The organism is Streptomyces sp. NPDC017246 (genome assembly GCF_044331325.1).
Lineage (GTDB): Bacteria > Actinomycetota > Actinomycetes > Streptomycetales > Streptomycetaceae > Streptomyces.
The window spans coordinates 483,944-510,035 of sequence record NZ_JBIRMW010000001.1; the positions used below are offsets into that span (position 1 = coordinate 483,944).

20 protein-coding genes, 1 tRNA gene and 1 pseudogene are annotated in these 26,092 nt (G+C 71.7%); 4 read left to right on the top strand and 18 right to left on the bottom strand.

Annotated elements, in window-relative coordinates:
- Positions 1–2: 2 nt before the first annotated feature.
- From ettA to ACH4MY_RS02225, 5 genes are all read right to left on the bottom strand, one after another.
- Positions 3–1,667 (bottom strand): energy-dependent translational throttle protein EttA, encoded by a 1,665-nt coding sequence (ettA, locus tag ACH4MY_RS02205; RefSeq protein WP_266891988.1) that lies wholly within the window; start codon positions 1,665–1,667, stop codon positions 3–5.
- 282 nt (positions 1,668–1,949) lie between these two features.
- A complete protein-coding gene (locus ACH4MY_RS02210) occupies positions 1,950–3,389 on the bottom strand; it encodes an LAETG motif-containing sortase-dependent surface protein (RefSeq protein WP_397996260.1) in 1,440 nt (479 codons plus the stop codon).
- A gap of 223 nt (positions 3,390–3,612) precedes the next feature.
- Positions 3,613–4,203: a single-stranded DNA-binding protein gene (locus tag ACH4MY_RS02215; protein WP_397996263.1), complete on the bottom strand. Its 591-nt coding sequence runs from the start codon at positions 4,201–4,203 to the stop codon at positions 3,613–3,615.
- A 296-nt stretch (positions 4,204–4,499) separates the two neighbouring features.
- Positions 4,500–6,173 (bottom strand): GTP-binding protein, encoded by a 1,674-nt coding sequence (locus ACH4MY_RS02220; protein WP_397997360.1) that lies wholly within the window; start codon positions 6,171–6,173, stop codon positions 4,500–4,502.
- Positions 6,174–6,456: 283 nt separating this feature from the next.
- The gene (locus ACH4MY_RS02225; RefSeq protein ID WP_397996265.1) at positions 6,457–8,067 is read right to left on the bottom strand and encodes a dynamin family protein; all 1,611 of its coding nucleotides are present in this window, start codon (positions 8,065–8,067) and stop codon (positions 6,457–6,459) included.
- A gap of 302 nt (positions 8,068–8,369) precedes the next feature.
- On the opposite strand from ACH4MY_RS02225, the gene ACH4MY_RS02230 reads away from it, so the two are divergent.
- A tRNA-Arg gene (locus tag ACH4MY_RS02230) sits at positions 8,370–8,442 on the top strand.
- Between the two features lie 104 nt (positions 8,443–8,546).
- Here ACH4MY_RS02230 and ACH4MY_RS02235 read toward each other — a convergent pair.
- The 3 genes from ACH4MY_RS02235 to ACH4MY_RS02245 all read right to left on the bottom strand — a co-directional run bounded on the left by ACH4MY_RS02235 (position 8,547) and on the right by ACH4MY_RS02245 (position 12,678).
- On the bottom strand, positions 8,547–9,869 hold the full coding sequence (locus ACH4MY_RS02235; RefSeq protein WP_397996268.1) for an esterase-like activity of phytase family protein: 1,323 nt from the start codon (positions 9,867–9,869) through the stop codon (positions 8,547–8,549).
- 172 nt (positions 9,870–10,041) lie between these two features.
- On the bottom strand, positions 10,042–10,908 hold the full coding sequence (locus ACH4MY_RS02240) for a hypothetical protein (RefSeq protein ID WP_397996271.1): 867 nt from the start codon (positions 10,906–10,908) through the stop codon (positions 10,042–10,044).
- A 96-nt stretch (positions 10,909–11,004) separates the two neighbouring features.
- A complete protein-coding gene (locus ACH4MY_RS02245; protein WP_397996274.1) occupies positions 11,005–12,678 on the bottom strand; it encodes a DUF2079 domain-containing protein in 1,674 nt (557 codons plus the stop codon).
- A gap of 52 nt (positions 12,679–12,730) precedes the next feature.
- On the opposite strand from ACH4MY_RS02245, the gene ACH4MY_RS02250 reads away from it, so the two are divergent.
- Entirely contained in the window at positions 12,731–13,885 is a 1,155-nt protein-coding gene (locus ACH4MY_RS02250; protein WP_397996276.1) for a winged helix DNA-binding domain-containing protein, read from the top strand.
- A 72-nt stretch (positions 13,886–13,957) separates the two neighbouring features.
- Here the strand turns inward: ACH4MY_RS02250 and ACH4MY_RS02255 are convergent, their stop codons facing one another.
- The 5 genes from ACH4MY_RS02255 to ACH4MY_RS02275 are packed head-to-tail and all read right to left on the bottom strand — an operon-like array spanning position 13,958 to position 18,753.
- Positions 13,958–14,632 carry a potassium-transporting ATPase subunit C gene (locus ACH4MY_RS02255; RefSeq protein ID WP_397996279.1) on the bottom strand — a complete coding sequence of 225 codons (675 nt, stop codon included), beginning with the start codon at positions 14,630–14,632 and terminating at the stop codon, positions 13,958–13,960.
- A 5-nt stretch (positions 14,633–14,637) separates the two neighbouring features.
- Positions 14,638–16,743 carry a potassium-transporting ATPase subunit KdpB gene (gene kdpB, locus ACH4MY_RS02260; protein WP_397996281.1) on the bottom strand — a complete coding sequence of 702 codons (2,106 nt, stop codon included), beginning with the start codon at positions 16,741–16,743 and terminating at the stop codon, positions 14,638–14,640.
- Complete coding sequence (gene kdpA, locus ACH4MY_RS02265) at positions 16,740–18,404, bottom strand: potassium-transporting ATPase subunit KdpA (protein WP_397996284.1); 1,665 nt, start codon at positions 18,402–18,404, stop codon at positions 16,740–16,742. The genes kdpB and kdpA overlap by 4 nt, the downstream gene beginning before the upstream one ends.
- Positions 18,405–18,412: 8 nt before the next feature.
- On the bottom strand, positions 18,413–18,502 hold the full coding sequence (kdpF, locus tag ACH4MY_RS02270) for a K(+)-transporting ATPase subunit F (protein WP_033204243.1): 90 nt from the start codon (positions 18,500–18,502) through the stop codon (positions 18,413–18,415).
- Entirely contained in the window at positions 18,499–18,753 is a 255-nt protein-coding gene (locus ACH4MY_RS02275; protein WP_397996287.1) for a hypothetical protein, read from the bottom strand. The genes kdpF and ACH4MY_RS02275 overlap by 4 nt, the downstream gene beginning before the upstream one ends.
- A gap of 173 nt (positions 18,754–18,926) precedes the next feature.
- On the opposite strand from ACH4MY_RS02275, the pseudogene pucL reads away from it, so the two are divergent.
- Positions 18,927–19,589, top strand: a pseudogene (gene pucL / locus ACH4MY_RS02280) (factor-independent urate hydroxylase); the annotation flags it as partial.
- A gap of 31 nt (positions 19,590–19,620) precedes the next feature.
- Here pucL and crcB read toward each other — a convergent pair.
- On the bottom strand, positions 19,621–19,974 hold the full coding sequence (crcB, locus tag ACH4MY_RS02285; protein ID WP_397996289.1) for a fluoride efflux transporter CrcB: 354 nt from the start codon (positions 19,972–19,974) through the stop codon (positions 19,621–19,623).
- A complete protein-coding gene (locus ACH4MY_RS02290; protein WP_397996292.1) occupies positions 19,971–20,399 on the bottom strand; it encodes a CrcB family protein in 429 nt (142 codons plus the stop codon). The genes crcB and ACH4MY_RS02290 overlap by 4 nt, the downstream gene beginning before the upstream one ends.
- Before the next feature lie 362 nt (positions 20,400–20,761).
- Between ACH4MY_RS02290 and ACH4MY_RS02295 the strand changes: the two genes are divergently transcribed.
- On the top strand, positions 20,762–22,024 hold the full coding sequence (locus ACH4MY_RS02295) for an IS701 family transposase (protein ID WP_397996295.1): 1,263 nt from the start codon (positions 20,762–20,764) through the stop codon (positions 22,022–22,024).
- Positions 22,025–22,069: 45 nt separating this feature from the next.
- Here ACH4MY_RS02295 and ACH4MY_RS02300 read toward each other — a convergent pair whose 3' ends face one another.
- The 3 genes from ACH4MY_RS02300 to ACH4MY_RS02310 form a co-directional block, all read right to left on the bottom strand.
- Positions 22,070–24,103, bottom strand: a complete 2,034-nt coding sequence (locus ACH4MY_RS02300; protein ID WP_397996298.1) for a helix-turn-helix domain-containing protein — start codon at positions 24,101–24,103, stop codon at positions 22,070–22,072.
- A 189-nt stretch (positions 24,104–24,292) separates the two neighbouring features.
- Complete coding sequence (locus ACH4MY_RS02305) at positions 24,293–25,174, bottom strand: BTAD domain-containing putative transcriptional regulator (protein WP_397996300.1); 882 nt, start codon at positions 25,172–25,174, stop codon at positions 24,293–24,295.
- 377 nt (positions 25,175–25,551) lie between these two features.
- Positions 25,552–26,019 (bottom strand): DUF1772 domain-containing protein, encoded by a 468-nt coding sequence (locus ACH4MY_RS02310; RefSeq protein WP_397996302.1) that lies wholly within the window; start codon positions 26,017–26,019, stop codon positions 25,552–25,554.
- Between the last annotated feature and the right edge of the window lie 73 nt (positions 26,020–26,092).

A 26,092-nucleotide genomic window follows, 5' to 3' on the forward strand; every position in this document is an offset into this window, starting at 1 on the left:
GCTCAGCCTCGGGTCAGCTTCTTGTACGTGGCACGGTGCGGACGGGCCGCGTCCGGGCCGAGCCGCTCGATCTTGTTCTTCTCGTACGACTCGAAGTTGCCCTCGAACCAGTACCACTTGGACTCGCCCTCGTAGGCGAGGATGTGGGTGGCCACCCGGTCCAGGAACCACCGGTCGTGGGAGATCACGACCGCGGCGCCGGGGAACTCCAGGAGGGCGTTCTCCAGCGACGACAGGGTCTCGACGTCGAGGTCGTTGGTGGGCTCGTCGAGGAGCAGCAGGTTGCCGCCCTGCTTGAGGGTGAGCGCGAGGTTCAGACGGTTGCGCTCACCACCGGAGAGGACACCGGCCGGCTTCTGCTGGTCCGGACCCTTGAAGCCGAACGCGGAGACGTACGCCCGCGACGGCATCTCGACGTGACCCACGTTGATGTAGTCGAGCTCGTCGGAGACGACGGCCCACAGCGTCTTCTTCGGGTCGATGTTGGCGCGGGTCTGGTCGACGTACGAGATCTTGACGGTCTCGCCGACCTTGACGGAGCCGGAGTCCGGGGTCTCCAGGCCCTGCAGCATCTTGAAGAGCGTGGTCTTGCCGGCGCCGTTCGGGCCGATGACACCGACGATGCCGTTACGCGGGAGCGTGAAGGACAGGTCGTCGATGAGGACCTTGTCGCCGAAGGCCTTGGAGAGGTTCTCGACCTCGACGACGATGGAGCCCAGACGCGGGCCCGGCGGGATCTGGATCTCGTCGAAGTCCAGCTTCCGCATCTTGTCGGCCTCGGCCGCCATCTCCTCGTAGCGGGCGAGACGGGCCTTGGACTTGGTCTGACGCCCCTTGGCGTTGGACCGCACCCACTCCAGCTCTTCCTTGAGGCGCTTGGCGCGCTTCTCGTCCTTCTTGCCCTCGACCTTGAGGCGGGTGGCCTTCTTGTCGAGGTAGGTGGAGTAGTTGCCCTCGTAGGGGATCGCGCGACCGCGGTCGAGCTCCAGGATCCACTCGGCGACGTTGTTCAGGAAGTAGCGGTCGTGGGTGACCGCGACGACGGCGCCGGAGTACTTCGAGAGGTGCTGCTCCAGCCAGTTCACCGACTCGGCGTCGAGGTGGTTGGTGGGCTCGTCGAGGAGGAGCAGGTCCGGGGCCTCGATGAGGAGCTTGCAGAGCGCGACACGCCGCTTCTCGCCACCGGAGAGGTTGACGACCGGCCAGTCGCCGGGCGGGCAGCCCAGGGCGTCCATGGCCTGCTCCAGCTGGGCGTCGAGGTCCCAGGCGTTGGAGTGGTCCAGGTCCTCCTGGAGCTTGCCCATCTCCTCCATCAGGGCGTCGCTGTAGTCGGTGGCCATGAGCTCGGCCACCTCGTTGAAGCGCTTGAGCTTGCCCATCTGCTCGGCGGCGCCGTCCTGCACGTTCTCCAGGACGGTCTTCGACTCGTCGAGCTTCGGCTCCTGCATGAGGATGCCGACGGTGAAACCGGGCGACAGGAACGCGTCACCGTTGGACGGCTGCTCGAGGCCAGCCATGATCTTGAGAACGGTGGACTTACCGGCACCGTTCGGGCCGACCACACCGATCTTCGCGCCCGGCAGGAAGCTCAGCGTCACGTCATCGAGGATGACCTTGTCGCCGTGCGCCTTGCGCGTCTTGCGCATCGTGTAGATGTACTCAGCCAAGAGAAACCGTCCGGCAAGGAGTGAGTGGGCAGATACACCCATCTTGCCTGACCGGCGCCCCCGGGCGGAAACCGGTAAGGCGCGGGCGGAGGCTCCGAAGGGGCCCCGGCGGCGGCGTACCGGGCGGTAGGGGGCGGAATCGGGGCCCGGACGTGCGACGACCCCGGACGCGGATGCGGTCCGGGGTCGTGCGGGTCTCACGCGGTGATCCCGATGTGACGCGGATCACTCGGCGAGGTCTGGCGTCCCGGTGCCGGCGGGGCCGGCACCGGGGGCCCGGCCTCAGGCGCCGGCGGCCTTCTTCTTGCGGAGGAAGAACACCGCGCCGCCGCCGACCACGACGAGCGCGGCGGCGATGCCGGCGATCATCGGAGTGGCGTTGGAGCTGCCGGTCTCGGCGAGGTCGCCGCCACCGGTCGTGGTGGAGCCGGTGGTGCCGGTGCCGCCCGTGGTGTCACCGGTCGTGGGACCGGAGGTCGACGGGGAGGGCTCGGTCGAGGGCTCCGTGGTGGGGGTCTCGGACGGCTTCGGGCCGGGGGTGGCCGTCTTGCAGTCCAGGACGCCCTCGAAGGTCTCTTCGAAGCCGTTCGGGCCGGTGATGGTGAACTTGTACGCCTCGTCCTCGGCGAGCGGGACCGTCACGGTCTTCGTCTCACCGGGGGCGATGGAGTAGGAGGTGCCCTTCAGGTCGAAGGTCCAGGCCTCGTCGCCCTTGTTGGAGGCGATGATCTCCAGGCCGCCCTTGGCGCAGTCCTTGGCGACCGTGACGGCCGGGACAGCACCCTTCTTCGCCCACGTGGCCGAGGCCTTCGCGGTGACGGTGGAGTCGCTGGAGCCGGCCAGGATCAGGGTCTGCGACGGGCCGTCGATGGAGACGAACGCGCGGCCCAGGGAGACCTTGGTGGTGGCTTCGGCGGTCAGCTCGGCCGCGCCGTCGGCGGTGCCGGCGGGAACGTCGAAGTAGACCTGGTCGCCGTTCTTGGCCTCGGTGACGGGCTTGCCGTCCTTGTCCACGATCTTGACGCCGTCCGGGGTGCCCGGGGCGGTCGCCAGCTTGGCGATCTGGGCGTTGGTGGAGACGGTGATCGGGCCGAGCCGGTCACCGGCCTTGCCCGCGACCGAGGACGGGGAGAGCGAGAGGGAGGCCTTCGGCTCCTCGAGCTTGACCGCGTCCTTCAGCAGCTGCTCGGTGAGCTTCTGCGCGTCCGGGCTCTTCGGCGTCGCCGTCACGTTGTCGGACAGGGTCCAGATCGCGGCCTGGGTGGCTGCGGCGGCCTCGTTCTTCGACAGGTCGACGTCGAGCTTCTTGCCGAGCTCCTCGGCGGAGAGCTTCGGGTAGCCGTTCTCGAGGACCCAGAGGATCTTTCCGGCGTTCTCGTTGTTGTGCAGGGAGGACTCGTCCCAGCCGACTTCCTTGTAGTCGAAGTCGTGCTTGGCCGGCGTCCGGAGGTCGATGCAGTAGGTCTGGAGAGTTCCCCCGCCCTCGACCTGCATCTTGAAGAGACCGCCCTTGACGCCCCAGTGCGAGCCGTCCTTCTCGACGATCTTGACATCGTCACGGTCGGTCATGCCGCCGAGCTTCGCCGTCACGCCGCCGGTGCCCGGGGCACCGTCCTCGGCAAGCGCAGGACCGGCGGTCGCTATCGCACCGGCCATGACAAGGCCGGAAACGAGGGCGGCGGCGGCGAGGCGGGCAGCGCCTCGGCCACGTACTGAATACATTGCTTTCCCCTCCGGGCGAGTCGCTCCACGAACATGTTGATTCGCGTGGGGGGAGCGCACGCCAGCAGATCACAGACCCGATGGGCTCACGTGCCACATGAGTACCCGGGAATCCTAGGGATGCGGAACCCCCCGGTGCCCGGCCATACGGTCAGATAACCATTCCGAATCGGAATCGTTATCGGGCAGGGCGAGTTGGTCGACAAATCGCCACAACTCAAGGTCAGGGAACGGTCACCAACCGGGTTGTCTCCTCGGCCACGGCGTCCGCGGCCGCCGTCGCCCACGGGTCCGGCTCCGACGCGGGGCCGAGCACCGGCCCCGCACCCCGCCTGCCGTCCGACAGTGTCCCCGACCCCGCCCCCGCATCTGACACGGAGTCCGGACCGGGCTCGAACCGGGGCTCCGACCAGGGCTCTGACCTGGGGTCGGGCCGGGAATCGGCCCTCGGATCCGACCTCACCGCGCGCCGGAAGGCCGCCGTCCCCCTGCTCAGATCGTGGCCCACCGCCAGCGCCGCCACGTCCACGAACGTCTTGCGCTGCCCGTCCCGCTCGTCCTCACGCACCCTCAAGCGGCCGTGCACCACGAGCGGTTCCCCGACGGACACCGAGGCCGCGAGATTGGCCCCGAGCGAGCGCCAGGCCGACACCGTGTAGAAGCTGGTCGGCCCGTCGGACCAGAGCCCCTTCTCCCGGTCCCAGCGGCGCGCCGACACCGCGAAGCGGAACCTGGCCACCCCGCCCGTGGCCGTGTCCCGGTACTCCACCGCCGTCGCCACATTGCCGACGAGCGTCACCGTCGTGTCGTTCATGATCCCGTCCCCCACCCTGCGTTCGGTCTGCTGTCTTCTTCCGTTTCGCAACCGGTCCGCGACCGGTCCGCACCATCGTGGGACGGCGGAGAAGATCTCGCCGGGGGCTGTGGACAGAGACGGAAAAGTGGACAACTCCCCCACTCGGGAGGGTGAACCGGAAGGACGAACCGGGGGCGTGAACCGGAGGCGTACCGGAAGCGTGAACCGGAGGGGCAGGCACCCAGGCGCGGCGCCCCGGCGCCCCCCCCATCCCCCATCCCATCGCCCCGCCACCCCGCCACCCCACAGCCGAGTTACCTCCCCCGAACCCCCGCCCGCGTCGCACCCAGTCGGCCCACACCGCCGCGGCCCCCGCCGACGATCCGCGCCGAAGGCCGCGTACCGACCACCGTCGCGTACTGCTCGCGCACCTCCCGGTAGCGCATCAGCTCCGCGGCCACCGGGTCGAGCACCCGGGCCCGGCCGCAGGCCGCCGCCGCCTCGCGCAGGCGCCGTTCGGCCTCCTGCCCGTAGCGCCTGGCCGGGCCCTTGACCGCTCCCTCGCAGGCCCATTCGACGAGCGGTCCGCCGATGATGCCGCCGAGCATCACCAGGACCGGCGGGAGCAGCCCCGGTTCGACGACGCCGACGATCTGCCCCATCAGCCAGAGCGCTCCGAAGATCTGCAGGAGCGTCATGACGACCTGGGCGAGGACGGCGGCGGGCCACCAGGCGGGCCGGGGAGGCCGGGCCGCCGCGTCGCCGATGGTGACCGTCAGCTCGTCCAGGGCCTCGGGGAGCCCCTCCGCCCCGCGCGCCGCCGCCTCGCGCACCGCCTGTGCCCAGGGCGTCGGAAGTCCGCGCGACGCCTCGTCGGCGACGACCCGTACGGCCTGCTCCACCCGCTGGCGTGCCGTCAGCTCCTCCTCGACCGGGCCGGCGAGGTGGGGGTCGGTGGAGCCGTGCTCGCGGATCCGCTCGTACCAGCGGTAGAGCCGTAGCCAGGGGGTGCCGCAGGCGCGGATGGCGCCCCGGCGCCAGACCCGTTCGGCGGCCTCGCCCGCGGCCTGGGCGCCGACGGCGACCGCGAGCCGGTCCGTGAAGGCCTCCCGGGCCCGTTCGTCGAGTCCGGGCCGTCCGTCGGCGAGATAGGCGGGCCGCAGCCGGGCCGCGGCCGCGTCGACGTCGGCGGCGAGCCGGCGTTCGGGGGCGGTGCGTTCCTGGACGAATGCGGCGACCATGTCCCGCAGTTCGGGGACGCCCTCGCCGGTCAGCGCGGAGACGGCGAGAACGGTGGCGCCGGGCTCGCCGTGCTCGCCGAGCGCGACACCGTCCTCGTCGAGGAGGCGGCGCAGGTCGTCGAGGACCAGGTCGGCGGCCTCCGTACCGAGCCGGTCGATCTGGTTGAGGACGACGAAGGTGACCTCGGCGTGCCCGGCGAGCGGCCGGAGGTAGCGCTCGTGGAGGGCGGCGTCCGCGTACTTCTCGGGGTCGACGACCCAGATGACGGCGTCGACGAGGCCGAGGACCCGGTCGACCTGGTCGCGGTGGGCGGTGACCGCCGAGTCGTGGTCGGGCAGGTCGATGAGGACGAGTCCCTGGAGCTCGGTGTCGGCGGCGCCGCCCGCGAGGGGGCGGCGGCGCAGCCGGCCGGGGACGGCGAGCCGGTCGAGCAGCCCGGCGGCGCCCTCGGACCAGCTGAGCGCGATGGGTGCGGAGGTGGTGGGGCGGCGGAGTCCGGTCTCGGAGACGGGGACTCCGGCGAGGGCGTTGAAGAGCGTGGACTTGCCGCTGCCGGTGGCGCCGGCGATCGCGATCACGGTGTGCCGGGAGGAGAGCCGCTGGCGGGCGGCGGCCTCGTCGAGCACCCGCCCGGCCTCGGCGAGGGCCTCGCTCTCGACCCGTGTACGGGAGAGCCCGACGAGCTCGTGGAGGGCGTCGAGGCGGCTGCGCAGGGGGCCGCCGTAGTGCCCGCCGAGGGGCGGCAGGTTGTCCTCCTCCCGCGGGTCCGTCTCCTCGGCGCGGGAGTCGGCGACGACGACGGCCCGCCGGCCGGCGCGGCGCGCGATCAGTCCGTCGTCCCAGGGGACGCGGTCGCCGTCCTCCTCGCGGCCGAGGTCCGGCCCTTTCTCCCGACCGAGGTCCGGCCCGTCCTCCCTCTCCCGGCCCAGGCGTCTCCCCCGCCCGTCCTCGCCCTCGCGAGCCCCGTCGCCCCGCCGCCTCGTGCCGCCGTCCCCACCGGGATCGGCCTCGCCGTCGACATCCACCACGTCACTTCTCCTTCTGCAGTACGGAGAGCGCGGCGATCAGCTCCGCCTGCGGCTCGGGGGTCACGTCGAGCGCTTCGAGGGGCGCGAGGCGCCGGTCGCGTTCGGCGCGCAGGACACGGTCGACGTACGAGAGGACGAGTTCGCCGCCCTTGTCGCGCAGCCGCAGGGCGGCCTGGGCACCGAGGAGTTCGGCGAGGCGTTCGCCCGCGGGCCGGGTGCGCCGGCCGCCGAGGAGGGCGGCGGCGAGGAGGGCGGCGACGGTGTCGGCCTCGGGGACGGCCGTACGGGAGGTGGAGGGGCGCTCCACGGTCCGCACCTCCTCCTCGGCCAGTTCTTCGAGGACGCGGCGCCAGCGCCGTACCTCCACGCCGATCCGCTCCCCCGTCTCGCGGTCGCCGCCGGTCCGCACGGGACCGAGGGCCTCGGAGGCGGGTTCGCGGCGCCAGCTGTCCCGGACCTTCTCCTCGGCGGCGGAGACGGCGCAGTGGAGGAGGGCGGCGAGGGACTCGACGATCGCGTCGAGGAGTTCGTCGGCGGTGCTGTCGCGGGGGTAGCCGCGCCAGCGGGTGCGGGCGTCCCCGGCGAGGACGGCGCCCCGGCCCAGCTCCTTGCGGACCCGCTTGGCCTGTTCGCCGTAGGCGGCCTCGACGGCGCCGCCGAGGCGGACGGCGGCGGCGTACTGCGCGGCGACCGCGCCGGCGAGCTCGGGGAGCCGGGCGTCGAGGGAGTCGATGACGCCGGTGGCGGTCCGGTCGGCGGCCTGCTGGCGGGCGGCGGGGTCCTGGGCGCGGTGGGCGAGCCAGCCGCGCAGGGCGGCGACGGCGGAGTCGGGGAGCAGCCCGCTGCCGCCGTCGGCGGACTCGGGGAGTTCGGGGATGGTGAAGCGGGGCACGTCGCCGAGGCCCGCCTTGTCGAGCAGGGCCTCGTACTGGCGGGAGACCTCGCCGATGACCTGGTGGGGGACGCGGTCGAGGACGGTGACGAGGGTGGCGTCGTACTCCTTGGCGGTACGGAGGAGGTGCCAGGGCACGGCGTCGGCGTACCGCGACGCGGTGGTGACCATCACCCAGATGTCGGCGGCGCAGATCAACTCGGAGGCGAGGAGCCGGTTCTCGACGACGAGGGAGTCGATGTCGGGCGCGTCGAGGAGGGCGAGGCCGCGGGGCATGGAGGAGGCCGTCTCGACGCGCAGGGCGTTCTCCTCGGGGGGCGGCTCGTCGGCGGGGTGGTCCTCGTCGGCCTGGGGCAGCCAGACGCGGGTGAGCTGAGGGAGGACGCGCATTCCGGCGAACCAGTGGTGGTCCTCGGGGTGGCAGACGAGCACAGGTGTACGAGTGGTGGGCCGGAGCACACCCGACTCGCTGACGCGCCGTCCCACAAGGGAGTTGACGAGCGTGGACTTGCCGGCCCCGGTGGAACCGCCGACGACGGCGAGGAGCGGGGCGTCGGGATCTTTGAGCCTGGGGACCAGGTAGTCGTCGAGCTGGGCGAGCAGCTCGGCTCTGGTCTGCCGGGCGCGTGGCGTGTCGGGAAGGGGCAGGGGGAGACGCACGGCGGCGACACGGTCGCGCAGGGCGGAGAGTGCGTCGATCAGCTGAGGCCGTTCGTCCAAGGTCACCACATGCGAAGAATGCCCAATTTATGAGTGTTTTTGAAGCCTATTGCGGCCCTGCGCGCCGAAGAGAGGGGTGGCGACCGGAAGCTCAGGCATAACGAGTGCACAACACCCGCCCCGAGCGACGCGAAAAGCGCTGCGCGAATCGCACCTGCCTGCGATTATCGTTCCGCTTCACCGAACCTCCACATCGTGCCACGCAGGTGAAGCAACCGGGCCAAGGCGATCGGAGCCCTATCCTTGTCCCGACAGGCCACACCCCACCCAAAAGGGGCTCCTGGCCACACGGCCACCACCCGGCCCCCGTAGCTCAGTGGATAGAGCAGGTGCCTTCTAAGCACTTGGCCGCAGGTTCGAGTCCTGCCGGGGGCGCTCCGCGATTGACCCTCCTTCGGGAGGGTCTTTTTGCTGGTCGGGGCAGCGCGAAGCCCCCTCGGCGGGGCTCTGGTGCCGAGGGGGCCTGGGTGTCCTGGCGGTCAGCGGAGGGGGCGGGGGAGCCTTACGCGGACCAGGGTGGTTTCGATGGTGCTGTCGACCAGGCGGCCGTTCGTGTCGAAGGCCTCGGGGCCGTCCGTCATGCCGAAGTCGTTGTCGTTGACGAGGACCAGGGTGGAGGAGCCTTCCAGGGCGATGCCCTCGACCTTGCCGGGGACTCCCGCGACGGTGTTGAAGTCGACCACCAGGCGCTTGCTCAGGAGCGGGGCGTCGGTGGCCTGTTCCAGGGTGGGGGTGGCCGTGGTGTCCCAGGGGGAGCCGAGGATGTCGGCGCCGCGGCGGAGGCGTACCTCGTAGGCGCGGGAGGACTTGTCGGTGCGCTCCTGGACCAGGAGGCGGTCGCCGCCGAGCGCCACGATCGAGGAGATCTTCAGTTCGGACGTCTTCGTCTGGCCGGGCTCGACGACGCCGACCGGGTCGAAGCCGTAGGCGTACTCGGCCGTGACCCGGTTCTCGCGGGTCGAGAAGCGCAGCAGCCTCGTCGTGCGGGACTCCTCGCCCGTGGCCTTGTCGGGGTTGAGCAGCGGGCTCTGCAGGGCCATGACCAGGTCGCCGTCGGGGAGCAGCGCGAGGCCCTCGAAGCCGCGGTTGATCTTGCGCTTGAGGAAGACCCCCGGCAGCGACTCGATCACCGGGTAGTCCGCGCCGGTCAGGCCGAGGCCCTTGGGGACGTGGCGGGCGAGGACCCGGCCCTTCGCGGAGACGTGCACCAGCGAGGGGCCGTACTCGTCCACCAGCCAGAAGCTGCCGTCCCGGTCCCGTACGAGACCCTCGGTGTCGAGGCCGTTCGGGTTGTACGCGAGCGGGGTCGTGGCGTTGTAGTCGTACGGGGCCTCGTCGCGGCCCGGCTGGTTCGGCAGGCCGGTGACCGGGGCGCCCGACGCGGTGGTGAGCGGGATCGACTTCACGACCTGGATCCGGCCGCCGACCGTGCGGACCTTCACGATCGCCGGGTCGAAGCCGGGGACCGGGAAGGTGCGCCGCTTGTCCTTGCCCACCGCTATCTGGCCGTTGGGGCCCCGGTCGGTGACCGTCCAGTACTCGCCCCGCCGCTCGGCCGGGTACAGGTCGCTGCCGATGCCTCCCAGGTCGACGTCCCGGTCGTCGTCGACACTGCCGGGGAGCAGGCCGTTGCTGAAGCCGGCCAGCGGGATGTCCGGCAGGGTCGAGGTGGAGACGACCCGGGCGGCGGAGCCGTGCCGCGCCGGCTCCGCCTCGGCCGTACCCATGACCACCGAGAGCGCGAGCGCGGTGGACAGCGGCAGTACCACGACGGCAGGCCGGCGCAGGAGGCGCGGATTCATCTGAACTCCCTTTGAACACATGGATGTCGCCCGTGGGGGCGCCTCATGGTCCAATTCCGGCCACAACGGTGGGCATCGTGTGGACGACGACGAGGGGAGTCCTGGGTGAACGGGTGGCTCGGGACGGGGCCTGCGCTCGGGGCAGGACCCGCGCCCGGTGCAGGACCCGCGCTCAGTAGCGGTCGAGGATCAGCTGCGTCTTGAGGATGTCCCCGTGGTACAGCCAGCCGTTGGCCTCGGCGACGTCGATCGCGTCCCCGTGCAGCTCGGCCGCGTCGGCGTACGAGTCGGTCTTGAACGACAGCTCGACCACGTACTCCGTGCCCGTCCCGCCCGCGCCGACCACCGGCAGCACCTCGACGCTCGCGTCGTCCGAGGCGCCCCAGGCTCCGCCGTACACCTTCGCGGTCACCGGGCCGTGCGCGCGGGAGGCCTGGAGGGTGTTCGTGCCCCAGGCGGCGCTGCGCCAGTCCTCCAGCTTGCCGGGGATGTCGCCGACCAGCCAGCCGCGGCCGGTGGTGCTCGTCGGCAGCGAGGTGCCCGAGTAGCCCTTGGCGCTGCGGCTCTTCTCGTTGCTGAAGCTGAGCGTCTGCTTGGCGTAGCCCCAGTCGACCTCGGCCTCGTAGTTGGTGTCGCCGCTGTCGAAGCCGGCGGCGTTGGCCGTGGTGAGCGCGGCGTCGATGTTCCCGCCGGTGACGGGGAAGCGCTTCTTGTAGGTCTCCTCGAAGGAGGAGCCGTCCTTGTGGCGGAGGCGGACGCTCCATCCCTCGGCGTCGAGCGCCAGGGCGTCGGTGTCGTAGTAGCTGTACGAGCGGGCCTTGGCCGAACCGGTGATGCCGAACGCCGACTTGACCGCCGCGCTCGGGGCGTGGGAGGCGTCGAGCGCGGCAGCGGTGAGGTTGATCTTCACCTCGTACGTCGGGACGGCGTTGCTCGCGGCGTACGCGGGCGAGGTCGGGGAGAGGAGCGCGACGGCGACGGCGAGGGCGACGGCGGAACCGGCGGCGGCCGGGCGCGCGGCCCGGAAGGTGAAGGTCATGCGGCGATGGTCACGAGGGCGGGTGAGAACCGCGTGTCCCCCGGAGGTGGGTTCGGTGAACCGGCGGCGTCCAGAACGCGCCCGCGCCTTGTGCGGCTACCGCAGGAAGAGGCTGGTGCCCACGTCCCCGGGTACGGCCTCCCGGATCGGCGTGCTGTGCGCGCCCGGGAGACGCATGCCGGGGATCGGGGTCCGGGTCGTGCGGTGGAGGAGGACCGCACCCTCCTGGTGCCGGACCTCCGTGTAGCCGTGGGCCAGGAGGAGGGCCACGCGCCGCTGTTGGTCTTCGAGCGAGGCGAAGGGGAACGTCCGGCCCCACACCCGGAGGAGGACCCAGTCGGCGCCCCGTGGGGTCGCGTCCGCTATGACCACCCGTGTCCGGGCGGTGAGCCGGGGCGCGACGGCGTTGTCCGCCTCCACCGTGGCTCCGTCCGGGATGAGTTCCGCCGCCGCCGCGAGGGCGTTCCTGTCGGCCGGGGCCCGCCACGCGCCCGGCTGGACGAAGAGGATCAGGCCCAGGCCGACGGACGCCGCCGAGGAGAGGACGATCCCCACGGTGACCGCCCACGGGAGGGACGGCGGGCGGAACAGGCGGCGGGACCACGGGCTCTGCCCGTGCGGACGCCCCAGCGTCTCGAGCGCCGCCGTCAGGAGGATCGGCCACAGGAAGGCGTCGTAGTGGTTGATCACCGGCCAGTGGTTGGGGTTGTCCGAGAGGACCCGTTCCGCGAGGAGGGGTACGGCGAGCAGGAAGGTCGGGGAGCCCAGCGGGAGCAGGGCCAGGGTGCCCAGGATCCAGGCCACCATGGCGACCTTCACGGTCGGGGTGACGGCGACCTGGACGAGGACCCACGGCTCGGTGAGGACACGGGCCAGGGCGGCGCCCGGGTCGGCGCCGAGGCTCCCGTACGACCAGTAGTAGCCCTCGGGGCCGCCCATCGCCGGCAGGAACCAGCAGATCACGAGGGCGGACACCAGCGGCCCGGCCAGGGCGAGCGCGAGCCCGGTGGTCCTGCCCGTCCGGTGGCCGGAGCGGTGGGCCCGTACCGCCAGGACCAGGCCGAAGGCGCCGACGACCAGTCCCATGTCCTCCTTGGCCGTACACAGCAGGGCCGCCCAGCAGGCCGCCGCGCCGTACCGGTGGGCGAGGCCGCGTTCCAGCATGAGCAGGGTGAACGGCACCGCGAAGGCCACCTCGTGGAAGCCGTTGTACGCGGAGGTGAGGAGCGGCCACCCCAGTGCGTACACCAGGCCGCCGAGATCCGCCGCCCTCTCTACGGTGCGCGGCGCCGCGCCCGTGAAGCAGTGCCGTGCGATGCGCCGGACCACCGGCACGCCGGCGGCGAACAGCGCGGCCTGCGCGAGGACGAGGACCCTCGGGTCGTCCCACACCCAGTACAGCGGCGCGAGCAGGGCGAGCGCCGGGGTGAAGTGGTCGCCGAGGAGGGAGAATCCGGGCGGGAACTCGTGGTGGACGTTCTTGATCGACGACCTCGGCAGCTCGGCGTGCGCGTACGCGCGGACCGCCTGGTCGAATATGCCGAGGTCGAAACCGGTGAGCCGCATGGCCGTCCACGACTGCAGTCCCAGGCCGCAGCAGACGACGAGGCAGAGCACGGTGAGGGCGATGCCGCGCCGGTGCGACTCGGTCTCCGCGCCACCTCGCGGGACGACCGGTGCCGGCCGGAGGACCGCCGTACGCGCGCGTGGCGCCGCCCCCGATGCCTGCACCTGCGGTCGTACGGATGTGTGTGTCGACAGAGCCCCCATGGCCACGACCCTACGGTGTGTGTTCGTGGCCTCGGGGAGGGAGAATCGCACCATGGCGATCACCGCGCGCGGACTCAACCGCTCCACTCTTTCAAGGCAGTTGCTGCTCGACCGGGCGACGATCGGTGTCGAGGACGCCGTGCGGCGGGTGGTGGCCCTGCAGGCCCAGCAACCGGGTTCGCCCTACGTGGCGTTGTGGAACCGCGTCGTGGACTTCGACCCGGCCCGCCTCGACAAGGCCCTGGAGAGCTACGAGTTGGTCAGATCGACCCTGATGCGGCTCACGCTGCACCTGGTGCACGCCGAGGACTACCGGGCCTTCCGGGAGGGCATGGAGCCGACCCTGCGCGGCTCGCGGCTCCACGATCCCCGGTTCAAGGCCGCGGGGTTCACGGCGGCCGACGCCGACGCGCTGCTGCCCGCGCTCCTGGAGTACGCCGGGGAGGCGCGGACCGGTGCCCAGATGCGGGAGCGTCTGGAGGAGGCGCGGGGCGGGCCGGTGGAGGCCGTCGTCTGGCGGATGATGCGCCAGTACGCGCCGCTGTGGCACGCGCCGACGGGGCCGCCGTGGTCGTTCGGGGCGGCGCAGGCGTTCGTGACGGCGAGCGGGCCGCTGCCGGTGCTCGGCGACCCGGAGGCGTCGACGGCGGGACTCGCCGTGCTGATCCGGCGCTATCTGGAGGGCTTCGGACCCGCGTCCGTACCCGACATGGCGCAGTTCACGCTGGCGCCGCGGGGCAAGGTGCGCGAGGCGGTACGGCTGCTCGACGGCGAACTGGAGCACCTGGAGGGGCCCGAGGGGACGGTGCTCTACGACGTGCCGGGGGCGCCGCTGCCCGACGGGGACGTTCCGGCTCCGCCCCGGCTGATGGCGATGTGGGACAGCGTCCTGCTGGCCTACGCGGACCGCAGCCGTGTCATCCCGGCCGAGTACCGCAAGCACGTGATCCGTGTGAACGGCGACACCCTGCCGACGCTGCTCGTCGACGGGTACGTGGCCGGCGTCTGGCGCCCCGTCGAGGGAGGCGTCGAGGCCTCGGCCTTCCACCCGCTGTCCGCCCGGGTGTGGGAGGAACTCGCGGGCGAGGCCGCGGCGCTCGGCGGCTTCCTCGCGGCCCGGGACCCCCGGGTCTACGGCCGGTACGACCACTGGTGGGTCAAGGGGCTGCCGGTGGCCGAGACCCGGGTGCTTCCCGGGGCCCGCTGACGACAGCCCAGTGACGAGCCGGCTGTCGACGAACGCCCGTCGACGCCCGGCCCGCCGTCCGCCGGTCGCGGCTCAGCCCTTCGCCGCCACCAGCGCCCTCAGCGCGATGTTGAGCCGGAGGACGTTGACGCGGGGCTCGCCGATGAAGCCGAGGACGCGGGTGTCGGTGTGGTCGGCGACCAGCGTGTCGACCGCCGCGACGTCGAGGCCGTTCTTCTCGGCGATGCGGTGGACCTGGAGCTTCGCGTACTCCGGGGAGATGTGCGGGTCCAGGCCGGAGCCGGAGGAGGTGACGGCGTCGGCGGGGACGTCCGACGGCTTCACCGTGTACGTGGCCGTGGAGTTGTCCTCGACCACGGCCGCCTTCGCGTCCGTGACCCACTGGATCAGCTCCGCGTTGTCGCCCGAGCGGTTCGTGGCGCCGGAGAGGATGATCGAGTACCGGGTGTTGACGCTGTTGGAGCCCAGGCCGTTGGAGGGGCGCGGCTGGAACCACCTCAGGTCCGGGGCCGCCGCCTCCTCGCCCTCCTTCAGCGGCAGGTCGTATCGCTGGCCGATCAGTTCGGAGCCGACGACCCTGCCGCTCGCGTCGGTGACCTCGGAGCCGTTCGCCCGTGCGGGGAAGGCGGCTTGGGCGATGCCGGTGACGGCGAGCGGGTAGAGGACGCCGCACACGACGGTCAGGACGAGGAGGGCGCGGAGGCCCGCCCAGAGCAGGCGTCCGGTGTTTCCTACGGAGTTGTTCATGCGCGTCAGCCGATTCCGGGGATGAGGGAGAGGACCAGGTCGATGATCTTGATGCCGACGAAGGGGGCGATCAGGCCGCCGAGGCCGTAGATCCCCAGGTTCCGCCGGAGCATCGAGTCCGCGCCGGACGGCCGGTAGCGCACGCCCTTCAGGGCGAGGGGCACGAGCGCGACGATGATCAGCGCGTTGAAGACCACGGCCGAGAGGATCGCGGACTCGGGCGAGGACAGGCCCATGATGTTGAGCCTGTCGAGCGACGGGTGGGCGACGGCGAACATCGCGGGGATGATCGCGAAGTACTTCGCCACGTCGTTGGCGATCGAGAAGGTCGTCAACGCTCCTCGGGTGATGAGGAGTTGCTTGCCGATCTCGACGATCTCGATGAGCTTGGTCGGGTCGGAGTCGAGGTCGACCATGTTGCCGGCCTCCTTCGCGGCCGACGTGCCCGTGTTCATCGCCACGCCGACGTCCGCCTGCGCGAGCGCGGGGGCGTCGTTCGTGCCGTCGCCGGTCATCGCGACGAGCTTTCCGCCGGCCTGCTCCCGCTTGATGAGCGCCATCTTGTCCTCGGGCGTCGCCTCGGCGAGGAAGTCGTCGACGCCCGCCTCCTCGGCGATGGCCTTCGCGGTCAGCGGGTTGTCGCCGGTGATCATGACCGTACGGATGCCCATGCGGCGCAGTTCGTCGAACCGCTCCCGCATGCCCTCCTTCACGACGTCCTTGAGGTGGACGACGCCCAGGACCCGGGCGCCCTCGCCGTCCTCCAGGGCCACGAGCAGCGGGGTGCCGCCGGCCTGGGAGATCCGGTCGGTGAGCGTCTGCGTGTCCTCGGAGACACGGCCGCCCCGCTCCTCCACCCATGCCACGACCGAACCGGTCGCGCCCTTGCGTACCTTCTCTCCGTCCACGTCGACGCCCGACATCCGGGTCTGGGCGGTGAACTCGATCCACTCGGCGCCGGCGAGTTCGTTCCGGCGGCGCTCGCGCAGCCCGTACCTCTCCTTCGCCAGGACCACGATCGAGCGGCCCTCCGGGGTCTCGTCGGCGAGGGACGACAGCTGGGCGGCGTCCGCCAGTTCGGCCTCCGTGGTCCCGGCGACGGGGACGAATTCCGAGGCCTGCCGGTTGCCCAGGGTGATCGTGCCGGTCTTGTCGAGCAGCAGGGTCGACACGTCACCGGCGGCTTCGACCGCGCGGCCCGACATCGCGAGCACATTGCGCTGGACGAGCCGGTCCATGCCGGCGATGCCGATCGCGGAGAGCAGCGCGCCGATCGTGGTCGGGATCAGGCAGACGAGCAGGGCCGTGAGGACGATGAGGGAGGTCTGCTCGTCGGCTCCCGCGTAGATCGCGAAGGGCTTGAGGGTGACGACGGCGAGCAGGAAGACGATGGTCAGCGAGGCGAGCAGGATGTTGAGCGCGATCTCGTTGGGGGTCTTCTGCCGGGCGGCGCCCTCGACGAGGCCGATCATCCGGTCGATGAAGGTCTCGCCGGGCTTGGTCGTGATCTTGACGACGATCCGGTCGGACAGCACCTTCGTGCCGCCCGTCACCGCGCACCGGTCGCCGCCCGACTCACGGATGACCGGGGCCGATTCGCCCGTGATCGCGGACTCGTCCACGCTCGCGACGCCCTCGACGACGTCTCCGTCGCCGGGGATGATGTCGCCGGCCTCGCAGACCACCAGGTCGCCGACGCGGAGCTCGGTGCCGGGCACCTCCTCCTCGCCGGTCGTGGTGATCCGGCGGGCGACGGTGTCGGTCCTGGCCCTGCGCAGGGTGTCGGCCTGTGCCTTGCCTCGGCCCTCGGCCACGGCCTCCGCCAGGTTGGCGAAGACCGTGGTGAGCCAGAGCCAGGCGGTGATCGCCCAGCCGAACAGGTCGCCGGGGTTCGTCACGGCCAGCGCGGTGGTGACCAGCGACCCGATCAGCACCACGAACATGACGGGGGACTTGACCATGATCCGGGGGTCGAGCTTGCGGAGGGCGTCCGGGAAGGACTTCACCAGCTGCCTCGGGTCGAACAGTCCACCGCCGACGCGTCCGGTCCCGGCCGGACGGCCGTCGGGCGCCCCCGCCTCCGGGGGCCGGGTGGGAGTGATGGTGCTCATGCTGCGAGCCCTTCGGCGAGCGGTCCCAGCGCGAGGGCCGGGAAGTAGGTGAGACCGGCGATGATCATGATGGTGCCGACGAGGAGGCCGGTGAACAGCGGTTTCTCGGTGCGCAGGGTGCCCGCCGTCTCCGGTACGGGTGTCTGCTCGGCGAGCGAGCCGGCGAGCGCGAGGACGAACACCATGGGGAGGAACCGGCCGAGCAGCATCGCGAGGCCGATGGTCGAGTTGAACCACTGGGTGTCCGCGTTGAGACCGGCGAAGGCCGAGCCGTTGTTGTTGGCGCCCGAGGTGTAGGCGTAGAGGATCTCGGAGAAGCCGTGCGCGCCGGAGTTCGTCATGGAGTGCGCCGGGGTGTCCAGGGCCATCGCGACCGCCGTGAAGCCGAGGACGAGGGCGGGGGTGACGAGGAGGTAGCAGGCCGCGAACGTGATCTGGCGGGTGCCGATCTTCTTGCCCAGGTACTCCGGGGTGCGGCCGACCATCAGGCCGGCGATGAACACGGCGATGACCGCCATGATCAGCATGCCGTAGAGGCCGGAGCCGACACCGCCGGGCGCGATCTCGCCGAGCTGCATGCCCAGCATCGTGATGCCGCCGCCGAAGCCGGTGTACGAGGAGTGGAAGGAGTTCACGGCTCCCGTGGAGGTCAGCGTGGTGGCGACCGCGAAGAGCGACGAGCCGCCGATCCCGAAGCGGGTCTCCTTGCCCTCCATGGCGCCGCCGGCCAGGTCGAACGCCGGCCCGTGGTGGGCGAACTCGGTCCACATCATCAGCGCGGTGAAGCCGAGCCAGATGGTGGCCATCGCGCCGAGGATCGCGTACCCCTGCCTGAGCGAGCCGGCCATGCGGCCGAAGGTGCGGGTCAGCGCGAAGGGGATGAGCAGGATCAGATAGATCTCGAAGAGGTTGGAGAGCCCGTCGGGGTTCTCGAAGGGGTGGGCCGAGTTGGCGTTGAAGTAGCCGCCGCCGTTGGTGCCCAGCTCCTTGATGACCTCCTGCGAGGCGACCGCCCCGCCGTTCCACTGCTGCGACCCGCCCGTGAACTGGCCGACCTCGTGGATGCCGGCGAAGTTCTGGATCGCACCGCAGGCGACCAGCACCAGCGCGCCGATCACGGAGATCGGGAGCAGGATGCGGACGACGCCCCGGACCAGGTCGGCCCAGAAGTTGCCCAGTTCTCCGGTACGGGACCGGGCGAAGCCGCGGACCAGGGCGACGGCGACCGCGATGCCCACCGCCGCCGACACGAAGTTCTGCACCGCGAGGCCGCCGGTCTGTACGACATGGCCCATGGCCTGTTCGCCGTAGTACGACTGCCAGTTGGTGTTGGCCACGAAGGAGGCGGCCGTGTTGAAGGCCTGGTCGGGGTCGATCGACACGAAGCCGAGCGAGCCGGGCAGCGAGCCCTGCACCCGCTGGAGGAGATAGAGGAACAGGACGCTCACGGCGGAGAAGGCCAGGACGCCGCGCAGGTACGCCGGCCAGCGCATCTCCACCGACGGGTTGGCGCCGATGGCCCGGTAGATCCACTTCTCGACCCGCAGGTGCCTGTCGGAGGAGTAGACCCGGGCCATGTGGTCGCCGAGCGGCCGGTACGACAGGCCGAGCGCGACGATCAGCGCGAGGAGCTGGAGGATCCCAGCGAGGACGGGACTCATATCCGTACTCAGAACCTCTCGGGCTTGACGAGGGCGAGGACGAGATAGCCAAGCAGGGCGGCGGCCACGAGCAGACCGACGATGTTCTCGGCACTCACAGCTTGGCCACCCCCTTGGCGATGAAGGCCACCAGCGCGAAGACCGCGATCGTGGTGACGACGAAGGCCACGTCGGCCATCGTGAGCTCCCGGATGCAGGAAGAAGGAAGAAAGGGTTCTCGGACGAGAAACGGATTCTCGGACGAGATGAGGAAACCTCCCTCCCGGCCGCTCGCCGCCTCCGTTGACGTGCCCCTAACGCCGCGAATGCCCGTCTTGACGCTTCCCGTACGAGCGGGGCCTCCCGGCACCCGCCGCTCCCCCATTGCCAGTGGCCTGAAGGGGACATATCTTCGAGCGAAACCTACGGACCGGGATGCTCGTCAGTCCCGGGGCGGCCCGCCGTTCACGGGCCGGACGGCGGGGAGCGGACCCTCAGGGACGACGGGGGCGCTGGACGCCGGGCGTACGGGATATCCGTATCCACGTACCCGCAGGAGCTGAGCAGCACATGAGCAAGCACGTCCTGGCGCAGATCCGGGTCGAGGAGTACGCCTGGGAGCGGATCTCCGTCCCCACCCGCAAGGAACAGCACTCCTTCGTCCGCAAGGGCCAGGAGGTCCGCACCGCACAGATCACCTACTCGGCGAACACCGGACTCCAGGTCCTCTCGGGCCTCAAGGAGCTCACCGTCATGAACTCGACGAACTCCGAGTTCCACGGCTTCGTCAAGGACCGGTACACGACGCTCAAGGAGGCGTACGACCGGATCCTCGCCACCAAGGTCACCGCCCGCTGGGCGAACTCGGCCCCGGCGGCGGCGGACGAGGAGCACGACTGGGACCGCTCGTACCAGAAGGTGCGGCGGCACGTGCTGGAGGCGTTCGCGGAGACGTACAGCTACTCGCTCCAGCAGACCCTGCACGCGATGGCCGACCGGGTCCTGGACAACGTCTCCACGGTCAACGAGGTCCGGCTCAACCTGCCGAACAAGCACCACTTCCTGGTGGACCTGGAGCCCTTCGACCTCGAGAACGACAACGAGGTGTACTTCGCGGCGGACCGGATGTACGGCCTGATCGAGGGCACCGTCCACCGTGACGGCGTCCAGCCGGTGATCGCGACCAGCGACTGGATCACCGCCTGAGTCCCGCCCGTCCCCCGGTGAGGTCCCTCGCCTAGAACAGCCCGGCCGTCCGGACTCCCAGCCATACGGCTCCGAGTCCGGCGGCCAGGCTCCCGGCGACGTTGAGCGCCGCGTACCCCTTCGCCCCGTTTTCGTACAGCTTCAGCGTCTCGTACGAGAAGGTCGAGTACGTCGTCAGCGCCCCGCACAGGCCCGTGCCGAGCAGCAGGTGGAGCTGGGCGGAGGCCACCCCCGTGAGCAGCCCGAGCACAAAGGAACCGACGACGTTCACCGTGAACGTGCCCCAGGGGAAGCCGGGTCCGAAGCGGGCCCGCGCCGCACGGTCCGTGAGGTACCGCAGGGGCGCGCCGACGGCGGCTCCGGCGACGACGAGCAGCCAGTTCACGCCCGCTCCCCTCTCCCGAGGGCGGCCCTGGTGACGGCGACCCCGGCCCCGACGGCGGCGAGCGCGGTGACCGCGGTCGCGCCGAGATAGAGCAGCCCGCGCGTCGGGTCGCCGGCGCTCAGCAGCCGCCGCGTCTCGAGGCCGTACGTGGAGAAGGTGGTGAACCCACCGCAGAACCCGGTGCCGAGGAAGGGGCGGAGCAGCGGGTGCGGGGGCTCGGTCGACCACTCGGCGGGCCGCTCCGTGAGCAGGATCATCAGCACACCCAGCAGGGCGCAGCCCACCACGTTCACCGTGAACGTCGTCCAGGGGAAGGCGCCTTCGGGGGTCGGCCAGAGCAGCCCCGCGCCGTAGCGGGCGGAGGCGCCGAGGGCACCGCCGGCGGCCACCGCCCCGACGGCCGGGAGTTCGGCGCGGAGTCGCATCACCCCAGCGTACGAGGGACGGGTCAAGGCGAGGCGCACAGGCACGGCCCCCGGCCTGGGGCATTAACCGGAGTCCGGCCCGTGCAGCCTCGCTCTGCGATGGTCCGGCCACGCCCTGCGACGGGTCAAAGCGGGGTCGGCGAGTCTGTCAGATCCCCCGAGGGGTATTCGGGAAGGCCGCCCCGAGGGCCCGTCCGGGGTGCGTGAAGACCGCTGCGACCTGCGACGACACGACGAGAGGTGGTCCGGCCACCATCAGGCGGCCGATTCGGGTGCCGGGTACACCTCGTCCCCGGGGGCGGGTACGGGCGACGGTGGTGGAGCAGCGGGAGGGAGCTGCGCAACCTTCGGGCAGGAGTGTCGTGAGTACATCCGTCGCAATCAAGCGCAGGGCCGTCACCGGGGCTGTTCCCCCGGCCGCGCCCCTGGGCGTCGTCAGGTCCGTCGGCGCGGCCGGCTCGCGCGAGGACGTCTACGCCGAGCTGTGTGCCGCGCTGTTCTCCGGCTTCCCGCGCCGCGACCAGCGTCTGAAGGCCGAGCAGTATCTGCACGGCCTGCTCACCGCGCAGGGCCGCAAGTCCATCCGCAACATCGCCGCGCAGATAGGCGGTCCCGCGGCCGAGCAGAGCCTGCACCACTTCGTCTCCAGCTCCACCTGGGACTGGCAGCCGATGCGGGCGTCGCTCGCCCGGTACCTGGAGCGCAACAGCTGCCCGCAGGCCTGGGTGGTGCGGCCCATGCCGATCCCCAAGGCCGGGGAGCACTCGGTGGGCGTGGACCGGCGCTTCGACCCGGAGCGCGGCCAGGTCTTCCACGGCCAGCAGGCCTTCGGGGTGTGGTTCGCGAGCGACGAGCTGAGCGTGCCCGTCAACTGGCGTCTGTTCCTGCCGGATCCCTGGGTGAACGACCGCACGCGGCGCGATCGTGCGGAGGTTCCCCAGGAGGCCGGCGAGGAGACGCTGGAGGAGTGCGCGGTCGCCGCGGCGCTCGACACGGCCCGCTGGTCCGACGTCAGCCGCAAGCCGGTGCTGCTCGACATCCGGGGCGGTGCGGGGCGGGCGGCCCTCACCCGGCTCGCCGGGGCCGGGGTGCCGGTCGTGGCCCGGATCGGTCCGGGCTCCCGGCTCGCGATCGCCGACCGTTCGCTGCCCGGGTTCGGGGCGGGCCCGCTGTCGGCGCTCCAGATCCTGGAGTCGCTCAAGGGCCTGCGCAGGCCGGTGAGCTGGGTGGACACGGTGGCCGGCGCGCGGACTTCGCGTACCTCGCTCGCCACCGCCGTCCGGGTGGCGCTGCCCACGCCGGGCGGGGAGCGGATGCGGCCCCTGGTGCTGCTCGGCGAGTGGGACGACCCCCGGCGTGCCCCGGCCCGGGTGTGGATCAGCGATCTGACCGGTTCGCCGGTCGGTTCCCTGCTGCGGCTGACGAAGCTGGCCCGCCGGGTGGAGCGGGACTTCGTCGAGGTCGGCGAGGGGGCGGGGCTGCGGGACTTCGTGGGCCGTTCGTTCCGCGGCTGGCACCGGCACATCACGCTGGCGTCGGCGGCCCACGCGGCGACGGTCATGGCCGCCACCGACTGGGAGGCGTCCTACGCCCCGGGCTACGGCTCCGGGCGTACGGCGAGCTGACGGGCGGGGCCGGCGGGACGGCCTGCCGGGTACCGCGTACCGCCCTCAGACACCGCGCTCCGGCGGGCCCGACAGCTGACGTGTCGGGTCCGCCGTGACGCGTCCCCTGGCCAGCACCTCCCGGGTGCGCTGCAGGCGCAGCGCCAGCTGGACCTCCAGGACCTGGCCCGGCTTCTGCCATTCGGGGCCGAGGAGTTCGCCGATCCGCTCCAGGCGGCGCGAGACCGTGTTGGGGTGGACGTGGAGCGCCTCGGCCGCGTTGGTCGGGCTGCCGCCGGAGGCGAAGTACGCCTCCAGGGTGTGGGTGAGATCGGTGAACCGCTCGGCGTCGTAGTCCAGTACGGGCCCTATCGCCGCCTCGACGAAGCCGTCCACGTCGTTGTCGTCGGAGAGCAGCAGCCCCAGGAAGCCGAGGTCCTGCACGGAGGCGGCCGAGCCCGTGCCGCCGAGCGCGCTCATCGCGTCCAGGCAGCGCCCGGCCTCCTGGTACATCCGCGCGACGCCGTCCGGGCTCCAGCCCGGTCCGGCGGCGGCGACCGAGACGGGGTGGCCGAGCAGCGGGGAGAGTTCGGCGGCGACGGCCTTCGCGGCGGCGGAGGCGTCGATGCCGGGGAGCAGCAGCACGATGCAGCCGCCCTGCACGGTCTTCAGGCCGGAGAGCCGGTACGCGTACGAGGAGGCCCACACCACGGCCCTGCCCTGTTCGCCGCCCTCCGGCCGCGCGAGCACGAGGACGTGCGGTTTGCGCAGGTCGACGCCGAGCCGGCGGGCCCGCTGGGCTATCTGCTGCGGCGCGTGCGGCGGGTCGGCGATGAGGTCGTCGAGGAGTTCGTCGCGTACGGGTCCTTCGGCGACGGCGGTGGAGCGCCGCATGAGGAGGAGGAAGGCGACGGACTGGGCGGCGAGTTCGAGGAGCCGCTCGTCCTCGCCGGTGAGGCCGCCGGCGGCGCGGATGACGAGGCCGCCGAGGTCCTCGGAGCCGGCGATGACGGGGGCGACCCAGGTGTCGTCGTCGGCGAGGACGGGGCGGCGGCGGGCGTGCGCGTCGAGCGAGGCCTTGGCGACGGCCTCCTCGTCGAAGCCGGGTATGTCTCCGGCGGTGGCGAGGAGACGGCCTCCCTGGTCGCGGATCATCACGGTCGCGTCGAGGGCGTCGGCGGCGGCCTTGGCGACGTTGCACAGGTCTCCGCCCGCGAGGACGAGGTTCATGATGCGGCCGTGGGCCTCGCTGACGTGCCGCATCCGGGTGAGGCTGGTGCGCACCCGGGAGCTGTCCCTTTCCAGTTCGGAGACCTCGGCCCGGGTCCGGTCGAGGAGTCCGGCCTTCTCCACGGCGAGGGCGGCGAGGTCGGCGAGCGCGGCGAGGAGTCCGATCTCCTCGGGGGTGTGGTCGCGGACGCGCCGGTCGGCGCCGTGCAGGGCGCCGATGACGGTGTCGCCGCTGCGCAGCGGGGCGGCCATGATCGCGTGGAGGTCCTCGCCTCGCAGGGCGGCCTCGGCGGCCTCGTCGAAGGCCGGGGCGTGGACGCCGGCGTCGAGTGAGCCGGAGGGGGCGAAGCGCTCGTCGGCGAGGTAGTCGGCGGTCCAGACGGGCTCGCCGTGGGCCTGGACGGCGCCGCCGAGTCCGTATCCCTCGGCGATCCTGAGCCCGGGGGCGAGCCGCGGCCCCTCGGTGCCGTGACCGGCGCGGGAGCCCTCGGTGGTGTGGACGTAGCAGGCTCCGTGCGGGCCGCGCAGGGTCACGTACGCGAGGTCGAGGCCGAGGAGCCGCCGGGCGCGGCGGGTGATGACGCGCAGCAGGCTGTCGAGGTCGTACGAGAAGGTGAGGTCGCGGGCGGTGTCGGTGAGGGTGGCGAGTCCGGCCTCGCGGCGGGCGTCCTGCTCGTGGCCGGTCCGTATCTCGCCGGCGAGTGCGACGGCCCGTTCGAGGCGGGCGAGTTCCTCGCCCGCGAGTCCGGTGAGCCGGGCCTCGGCGAGGAGGGTGTCGAAGCGGGCGGGCGTGGCCTGCCGGGCGAGTAGTTCGAGGACCGTGAGCAGCGCGTCGGCACCACCGGCTCCGTCCGCGCCGTGCAACGTCATGGCCCCATACCCCCGTGGTCGAGCGAAATCGGGCACCTGGGAGGAAACCCGTCCTGCTCGCCGAAACTAATTCGGCTTCGGGAGTCGGTCAACGGTGAGTTGCCGCACTTCATTCCCCGTCACGGCCCCGCCGTGACGTCACGGTTCCCGGCGGGGTCCGTATGGCGGTACCGCCGTTCCGTCAGGTGGTCAGCCGACGGAACCCGCGGGTACGAGCCGGTTCCTGACCGGGCTGTACTGGGCGGGGATGCGGGGGGCGTAGGCGGGGCGGACCGCGGTGTTCCGTACGGCGAGGACCGAGCGCTGGAGGCGGCGGAGGCGCGCCGAGGGTTCCATGCCGCTCTCCCCCTTCAGGGCGAGGCGCAGCCGCTCGTACACGGTGAGGGCCTCGTCGTGCTGTCCGCAGCGCAGCAGGGCCACCATGTAGTGGGCGTGGAGCGGTTCGTTGGTGCGGTAGCGGGCGACGAGTCCGGAGAGCTCGGAGACGAGGTCGGCGTGCCGGCCGAGGCCCAGCTGCGCTTCCACCCACTGGTCGAGGACGCTCAGCCGGGAGGTTTCGAGGCGCTCGATCTCTCTGCGCAGCCGGGGTCCGGCGGCGACGCCCGCGTACGGTTCGCCGCGCCACAGGGCGAGTGCCTCGCCGAGGCGGAGCGCGGCGCGCGGGAGGTCGCCCGCCTCCATGGCGCGGTAGCCGGCGCCCGCCGCGCGCTCGAACTGCCAGACGTCGTTGACTCCGCCGCCGGTGTCGAGCCGGTAGCCGCCGGGCTGGGAGAGGAGGATGGCGTCGGCGGTGCGCCGGTCGGACCAGCCGGGGCCGGGGTCCGCCGGAGCGGCGCCGCGCAGCGCGCTCGTGATGAGGGTGCGCAACTCGGCTATGTGGGACTGGAGTTCGGCGCGGGCGCCGCGTGGCGCACCGGACGGCCACAGTTCCTCGGTGAGCACCGTCACGGGGACGACCTGGTCGGCGCTGGCGGTGAGCAGGGCGAGGAGCTGCCGGGGCGCGGCCGATGTCGGGGTGATCGACACCCCGTGCTCACGTACCGACAGTCCCCCCAGAATCCGGACGTCCACCTTGCCCCCTCAGTGCCTGTGCGGTGTCAGCGCGCGGGTTGACTCTCGATGATTAGAAAAGACCCCCGTAGGCATGTCAATAAGAAACCGGAGGGTACGGAATACCAACCCGGGATATCGGGGTGATTCACCCCCTTTGTGCGAGTATAAGGGCGCAAGATTTTCGTCACTGGCGCAGACCAACACATGCCGGAAGACTGTTTCCGGACTCGGAGGTACGCTTTCGCAGGGTCCTTGCGGATGGCGCAGCGGGCGACACGCGCGAGTTCACGCCAGAAACCGCCCGCCGGGTACGGTTCCGGAAGCAGCCCCTCCAGGACAGTTCGGGCATATACCCCGGCAGCTGGACGGCGGGCCGGACGGCGGCCGCCGCGGGCCTAGAGGACGGCGGCGGCGGTCAGCAGGCCGAACGCGACGACGATCAGCGGCGTACGGATCCCGTGGAAGGAGTTCCAGCGCTTCTCGAAGGCGGCGCGGACCGCCGCCGGCTCGTCACCCGTGGCCTCCGAGGCGGCCAGCGCGTTGTTGAGCGGGATGTTCCCGCCGAGGGTGACCGCGTGATTGAGGGCCGCGCACACGAGCCCCCCGAGGACCAGCCACTTCTGGGTGTCCGTACGCCCGTCGACCGGGACGAAGAACGCGGCGGCGGGGAAGGCGATCACCCCGAGGAAGACGACCAGGAACACGCCCCTGGGCACGGCTTCGTTGATCCGGCGCATCGCCGTGACGAACTCGGCGTCCGTCAGACGGGCGAGCGCGGGCATGATCCCGGTCTGGAAGACGAGCATGAAACCGGCGTAGAGGCCGGTGCATCCGACAGCGAGGGCGAGCAGCAGGGAGGCCATGCGGCCATTCTGACCCGCGAACGGCCGCCGTGACCCGCACACGCCACTTCCGGCACACGGCCCACGGCCGCCC